Origin of the sequence: Rhodococcus sp. (in: high G+C Gram-positive bacteria) (assembly GCF_049286785.1) — a bacterium.
Lineage (GTDB): Bacteria > Actinomycetota > Actinomycetes > Mycobacteriales > Mycobacteriaceae > Rhodococcus_F.
Genome location: NZ_JBAQEO010000763.1, coordinates 1 through 5,668, shown reverse-complemented (window position 1 = coordinate 5,668; position 5,668 = coordinate 1). Strand labels below are relative to the sequence as shown.

The window sequence follows — 5,668 nt, the reverse complement described above, 5'->3', positions numbered from 1 at the left end:
GCCCGCGGAGCACCGCGGGCAGGGCCACTGCTGTCGTCGCTTTGTCGGTTCAGGCCGTCGCTGCATCCTTCGCCGCGCTATTCGTGATTCGCTCGGCCCCCAGGACCGCGTCGGATACGTCGTGGGTCTGCCCCGTGAGGGTCGCGGAGTCGAGGACGTATGCCGTTTCCCCGTGGACGGAGACGTCGAGTCCGTCGTACTCGTTGTCGGGATGGGCCCGGATTCCCATCACCTTCTTCAGCGCCAACGCGATAATGACTGTCACGACGAAGCTGTACGCGAGAACTGCTGCCACGGCCACACATTGGCGCCAGAGGACGTCGAAGCCGCCACCGTAGAAGAGTCCTGCCACGCCGTTGGGGGCCGCCGGGTCTGCAATGAAGCCGATCAGCACCGTGCCCAAGACGCCGCCGACGAGGTGAACCCCCACCACGTCGAGTGCATCGTCGTATCCGAGTCGGTATTTCACCGATACCGCCAGGCAGCACACCGCGCCCGCAGCCGCTCCGATCGCCAGCGCGCCGAGGGGGGAGACCGCGCCACATGCCGGCGTGATAGCGACGAGCGCCGCGATCAGCCCGGACGCGGCACCCAGTGAGGTGGCACGACCTTCGCGCAGCTTCTCGACTATCAGCCAGGCGCAGATGCCGGCGCAGGCCGAGGCGATGGTGTTCAGAACGACGACGGAAGCGCTGAGACCCGCTGACAGGGCGGAGCCGCCGTTGAACCCGAACCAGCCGAACAGCAGGATGCCGGCTCCGAGCATGGTCAGCGGAAGGCTGTGCGGGCGGGGCGGGGCGGGGAATGTCTTGCGGGCGCCGAGCACCAGCACGAGGGCGAGGGCCGCTACACCGGCGTTGATGTGGACGGCGGTGCCGCCTGCGAAGTCGATGGCACCGAGAGTGTTCGCGATCCATCCACCGATTACGGAGCCGTCCTCGGAGTCGAACGCGAAGACCCAGTGCGCGACAGGGAAGTACACGAACGTGGCCCAGAGTCCGGCGAACACCATCCAGGCGCCGAACTTCATCCGGTCGGCGAGCGCGCCCGAGATGAGGGCGACTGTGATCGCCGCGAACAGTAATTGGAATCCCGAGATCAGAGCGGGTGGCAAACCGGGTTCGGTCGGTGCCTGCAGTAGCGAGCTCGAGCCGAAGAACTCGAGTGGGTCGCCGAGGATACCGGCCCCGCCGAGGGAGTTACCGAGGACGGCGGAGTAACCGAACAGGATCCACAGCACGCCGACCACGGCGAAGGCGCCGAACGTCATCATGGCCATGTTGAGTGTGTTGCGGGCGCTGACCATTCCGCCGTAGAACATGGCCAGCCCCGGCACCATCAGGCTCACCGCCATGAATGCCGCCAGAATCCAGGCGGTGTCGGCCGCAGCGACTGCTTCATTCATAAAGTCGTCCCCTTAGATGGAGTAATGACGCGACACGGAAGGTGTCCGCCAGTGGGAATCATTGTGTAGCTGTAGTAAACCAAAGATAAGATTGCGAAAGTTGGTGGCTCGGTGACGAATGTGTTAATTAGCGCTGGTTCCGCAAGGGCCGGATCTGACACCGAGGGTGGAGATCGCTGCGCTGTGTCAGTTGATCTAGCATCTCATCAGTAGACGCGATAGCTGAGGAGAGGCCTTGCTTGCGGATCGAACGGCGCGCATCATCCACTGCGCGGATCGCCGGACCGCCCGGTGGGCCAACGGGCTGGGGAGCACTGCGGAGATCGCCACCGGTGTCGCCTCCCGGTGGCGGTTCAGTGTCGCGACACTCCAAGCGAATTCGACATTCTCATGCTTCTCCGGTGTGGACCGGATATTCACCGTGATCGGCCCGCACCCGGTGTCACTGGACTTCGGCGCCGCCCCGACAGTGATACCGCGCCTGAGCCCGACGTCGTTCGCCGGAGAGAGCGGACCCGACTGTGTCGCGGCGGGGCCGACGGAGGCGTTCAACGTGATGGTCGACAGGTCGAGCGCTGCGGCCGCCGTCGAGATCATCGATGCCGGCCTACTCTTCGACCTGAACGCCGACGAGCGAGTGGCCGCACTCTTGCTGGTCCTCGACGGGCGGTTGACGACGGACCTCGGGCCCGTCGGGCAAGGTGATTGCCTTCTCGTCGAGCGGGGATCTGTCACCACGTCCGGAAATGCGTTGATCCTGAAGGCCGAGATTTTCGACCGCCCGTGAAGGCCCGCCGGGAGCGGCACCGCATGCGCGAACTACCTTGCGGTCGAGAGGATCCTGCGTAGGCGTTCGATCGCGCGTTCTGTAGCTGGACGATCCTTGGCGACGAGCTGGTGCATGATGAATCCTTCGATTGCCGAGTAGACCAGCAAGGTCAGGTCTTCGTCGGCGGTGATGCCCAGGCGGGTCAGCGCCTGGGACGTCGCCTCGAGGTAGGTGGCGTACAGCAGCTTCACGTGTGGGTCGAGGCGAGGCGTCCGCCGGGACTCGAGCATCAGTTCGTACTGGAAGACCTGAAGGTCGGGATCTCGGGCGACGAGGTCGGTGAGGTGCTCGACGAAGTTGTCGAGCGACGAGCCTGAAGTGATGCCGTCGAAGATGCTCGCACTCTTGTCGAGCGCGTAGCGGAGCGCGGCATCGATGAGGGCATCGGTTGAGCCGAAGCCACGCAGGACTGCGGCGTCGGCTTCGGCCTCCAGGGCGACGGCCTGGGTGGTCAGCCCGCGCAGGCCGTCGCGGGCGATCACGGAGACCGTCGCGCGTGCGAGGTCGAGAGCCCGATCGTTCGGGGGTGCCGCCCGCCGCGGTCGCTTGTCGGTCAGCGTCACGTTTCGACACCCCCATGTGTCAGAAGCCATCTCATGCCGGGTTCACGGATGCGGCTGATGCCCTTGTATTCGGCCATGTCCACCGGCAGGTCCTCGAGAACCCTGTACAGCCGCTCGCCCCATTCCGGAACGGAGGCGACGTCTCGGAACGACAGCAGATACGTCCGGATCAGGAACATGACGGCGCCGGAGTGGGCGAGCCGGATCAGATGCTGCACTTCGGTTCTCAGGAAGAGGCGGTCACCGACCTCGTCGAGCGGACCGTCGGCGAGGGTGCGCCGGTCCTTCCCCCACTCGGGATAGGTCTCGGTCGACGTGTCGAGTTTGCCGTCCACGGTCAGCGTCCAGTTGGTGCGCCGGTAACTTTGGCCGGGCCCGAGCCGCATCAGGAAATTGTGTGCGCGGGTGATGATGTTCTCGCTGTGAATCCGTGGGACGGGGCCGTGGATCTCGAGGAAGCTCATGCCCACGTCGAATCCGAAAGACCAGTCCGCCGCGAACGTCACCAGTCCGGCGTCGCCCCACAACGCGCCCTCGCGCTGATCGAGGAGCACGACGTCTTCCTGGATTTGGTTGCAGATGTATGCCAGCGGCGGCGCAGGCAACGTGTCGCGGTCACCGAACACGAAGCTGTGTTCGATCCCGAGTAGGTCGTTCTTCCACAACCACCCGTCTCGGCGTTGTTCGAGGGTCATGGTGTCCGGGTATTCGTCGGCGAGGGTGCGCATCAGGGTGAGCATCGCGTCCCAGGCGGCGGGGACCATGTGGGGCAGGCACTGGTGCCTCGACGGGTCCTCGACCAGGATTCGCTCGCGCTCGGCGAGCTCTCGGTGGTAGTGGCCGTCGATGTCGATGCGGTTCTCGCCCCAGCTGCCGGCCACGGTGTCGGTGGAGTTTCCGGCCGGCTCGACGTTGGTGCTGTAGCGGTACCGGTCGCGGGGGAGGGGAAACGGAAAGTGTGCGATGTGGTCGGCACGCGCGTCGGTGGATGTCACAGCTCGATCTCCAATGTGTCTCCTGCGGAGCGTGATACGCACGGCATGATCGAATCTCCGGCGGCCTTCTCCGCGTCGGTCAGGAACAGGTCGCGGTGTTCGATCCGGCCGCCGCGCACTGTCAGCCGGCATTCGCCGCACACACCCTGGCGGCAGAGGTTCGGGACGTTGATTCCCTTGTCCAGCAAGGCTTCGAGAAGGCTCGTGCCGGAGGGCACGGGAACGACCATTCCGGTGCGTCCGAGGTTGACGGCGAAGGGCGTTCCTTCGGGCAGCGGGCCCGCTCCGAACGCCTCCGAGTGCACCCGATCCGGCGGCCAGCCGCAGTCGCGGGCCCACTCGGCCACCGCCGAGATCATCGGCGCGGGACCGCAGGTGTAGACGTGGGTTCCGAGTGGCTGGTCCGCCAGCTTGGCGACCAGGCAGTCCTCGAGCTCTACCGGCGTGGATACCGTCATCACCCGGTCGCCGCAGAGAGCAGCCAGTTCGTCGGCGTGCGCACCCAGTTGGTCACGGAAGGAATAGATCACTTCGAACGAACGACCCCATTCGAGGGCGGCCCGGACGTGCGACAGGATCGGTGTGACGCCGATTCCGCCCGCGATCAGCAGGTGGTGCCGAGCATTGAGCACGGGGGCGAAGGCGCTCCGCGGAAGGCTCACCCGGATTCTCTGCCCCGGCGCGAGGCCGTGGACCCAGCGTGAACCGCCGTGGCCGTTTTCGTCGAGCCGGACCGAGATCGCATAGTGGTCCGGCTCGATCGAGGGACCGGTGAGCGAGTAGGAATTGTGCCGACCCTCGGCCCAGTTGACCGCGATATGACTGCCCGGGGTGAATGACGGCAGGGTGCGGCCCGCCGGATCCGCGAGCACGATCTGACGGATTCCCGAGCACAACAACCGTGCCTCGCGGACCGTGAGAACCAGTCCGCCCGTAATGCTCTTGCCCGCAACTGTTTCGAGGGTCATGGTCATGGCAGTTCCTCCGCATCCGCGCGATATCCCAGGTACGCGCTGTGGCGCCGGGAGAAGTGGTAGTAGACGGTGAGTTCGGCCGCACACCCCGCACACTGTGTCCGACCGCCGATGGCCACCGGCACCGAGTGCGACGTCGTGCGGCAATGCGCGCACAACACGTCGCGCACCCGAGCATCAGCGGTGTCGTCGCTGATCACCGCGGCGATCTCCGCGGGCAACGCGCCCGCGGAGATCAACCGAGCCCGCACTGCTCCCACCGTCCGCTCGGAACCCGCCACGACGAACCGCCATCCGATGCGCGCTTCGGACAGCAGTTCGTCGAGCATCCCGAGCCCGGATCCGTCCACGTCATCGACGCTCGACGTTCGAGTGGGGACAGGGGCCACTCGCTCGATCAACTCGCGTATGGCCGGCGGGCTGACCGAACTGTCCGAGATGAGCACGTAGCGGGTGACGACTGAGCCGGCGGCCAGGTCGTCGACGGCCGAGTAGTCGGATCGCCAGCGCGGAACACTGGTCGACTTCATCGATACCGCCATGGCGGATCAGGGGGCGAAGGATCGGTGGCCGACGAAGTAGGCCAGTGCGCGGTCGGGGGTGGTGAAGCGGATCCGCGAGCCCTTTGGGAAGAAGATGGCATCTTTCGCCTTCGCCACCTCGACCTGGCCGGTGTCGAGGTTCTCCAGGGTGAACTCACCTTCGAGGACGACCTTCATCTCGTCGTAGGCGTAGTAGTAGTCGAGTGGGGCGTCCGTGCGCTCGAGTTCGAAATAGCCCGCCGACATCTCTGAGCCGCCCGGGTTGGAGAAGACGTCGTCGATGAACCCCTTGGTGCCCGGGTATTCCGAGACCGGCATCTGCGGCAGGGTCTGGTGGAATCCGGCGGTGACGCGAAAGGG

7 protein-coding genes are annotated in these 5,668 nt (G+C 65.6%); 1 reads left to right on the top strand and 6 read right to left on the bottom strand.

The features are described from left to right. Positions 1 to 49 precede the first annotated feature (49 nt). Positions 50 to 1,405: an ammonium transporter gene (locus WAW17_RS27580; RefSeq protein ID WP_422336042.1), complete on the bottom strand. Its 1,356-nt coding sequence runs from the start codon at positions 1,403 to 1,405 to the stop codon at positions 50 to 52. 235 nt (positions 1,406 to 1,640) lie between these two features. Here WAW17_RS27580 and WAW17_RS27575 point away from each other — a divergent pair, with 235 nt between their 5' ends. Next, positions 1,641 to 2,192, top strand: coding sequence for a HutD family protein (locus WAW17_RS27575; RefSeq protein WP_422336041.1), 552 nt, complete (start codon positions 1,641 to 1,643; stop codon positions 2,190 to 2,192). 32 nt (positions 2,193 to 2,224) lie between these two features. On the opposite strand, the gene WAW17_RS27570 is transcribed toward WAW17_RS27575, so the two are convergent. The 5 genes from WAW17_RS27570 to WAW17_RS27550 form a co-directional block, all read right to left on the bottom strand. Continuing rightward, positions 2,225 to 2,797 (bottom strand): TetR/AcrR family transcriptional regulator, encoded by a 573-nt coding sequence (locus WAW17_RS27570; protein WP_422336040.1) that lies wholly within the window; start codon positions 2,795 to 2,797, stop codon positions 2,225 to 2,227. After that, complete coding sequence (locus tag WAW17_RS27565; protein WP_422336039.1) at positions 2,794 to 3,792, bottom strand: heme-dependent oxidative N-demethylase family protein; 999 nt, start codon at positions 3,790 to 3,792, stop codon at positions 2,794 to 2,796. Before WAW17_RS27565 ends, WAW17_RS27570 begins: the two co-directional genes overlap by 4 nt. Further along, a complete protein-coding gene (locus tag WAW17_RS27560; protein ID WP_422336038.1) occupies positions 3,789 to 4,766 on the bottom strand; it encodes a PDR/VanB family oxidoreductase in 978 nt (325 codons plus the stop codon). Before WAW17_RS27560 ends, WAW17_RS27565 begins: the two co-directional genes overlap by 4 nt. After that, on the bottom strand, positions 4,763 to 5,296 hold the full coding sequence (locus WAW17_RS27555; protein WP_422336037.1) for a dimethylamine monooxygenase subunit DmmA family protein: 534 nt from the start codon (positions 5,294 to 5,296) through the stop codon (positions 4,763 to 4,765). The genes WAW17_RS27560 and WAW17_RS27555 overlap by 4 nt, the downstream gene beginning before the upstream one ends. An 18-nt stretch (positions 5,297 to 5,314) precedes the next feature. After that, a partial coding sequence (locus tag WAW17_RS27550) for an ethanolamine utilization protein (RefSeq protein WP_422336036.1) occupies positions 5,315 to 5,668 on the bottom strand: 354 nt, incomplete at its 5' end.